Raw genomic sequence first — 885 nt, 5'->3', positions numbered from 1 at the left:
TTCCTGGTGCTGAAGGCGGGCGTCAAGCGCCCGCCAACCGAGATCGAGAAGGAAATCGTCGCGCTGGTGCGCGACAAGCTCGGCCCGGTCGCCGCGTTCAAGCTCGCCATCACCGTCGGCCGCCTACCCAAGACGCGCTCCGGAAAGATCCTACGCGGCACCATCAAGAAGATCGCCGACGGCGAATCCTGGACCATGCCGGCGACGATCGAGGATCCCAAGGCGCTCGACGAGATCGGCGAGGCGCTGAAGGGACGGGTGTGAGTTTGCCCTTCTGTCATGCCCGGGCTTGACCCGGCAATCCATCGAAATCAAGGCAATTGCTTGCTCATTGATGGATGCCCGGGTCAAGCCCGGCGATGACGAATGAGACAGGACGACCAAATGTCAGCCAAACTCGCGCAGTATGGGGCAATCTCTCTGCTCGCCGTCGCTCTCTCCGCCTGCTCGGCGCGCTACCAGAATCCGGTGGCGATGGGCGGTGACGACGACGATGCGGTCTGCCAGAGCCGGGGCTATGCGCAGGGCTCGCCGGAATACGTGGCCTGCCGCAAGGACCGCGACGTCCAGCGCAACGCCGCCACCGCGCGCGCCGACCGCCGCCAGCGCGATCTCGGCGAGTACATGCTGAACAACCCCGTGCGCCCGTGATGTGAGCGGCGGCACTATGCTGCCGCGCCACCCGCTTCGCATTCGCGCTTTCCGTGACACATCTGCAACGCTGGGGCCAAATCGCGTCGCGATAGTCCCGGTTTGATCGGGGCCTCAACGTCGACGTGAAGAAGCTATGGCTCCAGCCCAACTACTCGGCCACGGTCAACGGCGCGATCCCGGTCACCGGCACCGCGCATATCGATCCCTGGCTGGTCGGCGCGGGCGTGACGT

2 protein-coding genes and 1 pseudogene are annotated in these 885 nt (G+C 65.4%); all 3 read left to right on the top strand.

Going from position 1 to position 885, the window contains the following annotated elements:
- Nucleotides 1–264 (top strand): AMP-binding enzyme (locus HZZ16_RS36895; RefSeq protein ID WP_446479851.1); only part of this gene is annotated, 264 nt, incomplete at its 5' end.
- 120 nt (nt 265–384) lie between these two features.
- The gene (locus HZZ16_RS36890) at nt 385–651 is read left to right on the top strand and encodes a hypothetical protein (protein WP_197955761.1); all 267 of its coding nucleotides are present in this window, start codon (nt 385–387) and stop codon (nt 649–651) included.
- 110 nt (nt 652–761) lie between these two features.
- Nucleotides 762–885 (top strand): annotated as a pseudogene (locus HZZ16_RS37815) (OmpW/AlkL family protein); the annotation flags it as partial.

Source organism: Bradyrhizobium glycinis, assembly GCF_016031655.1.
GTDB lineage: Bacteria > Pseudomonadota > Alphaproteobacteria > Rhizobiales > Xanthobacteraceae > Bradyrhizobium > Bradyrhizobium glycinis.
Note: the sequence above shows the minus strand (reverse complement) of the source record. Positions and strands in the feature narration are given on the sequence as shown.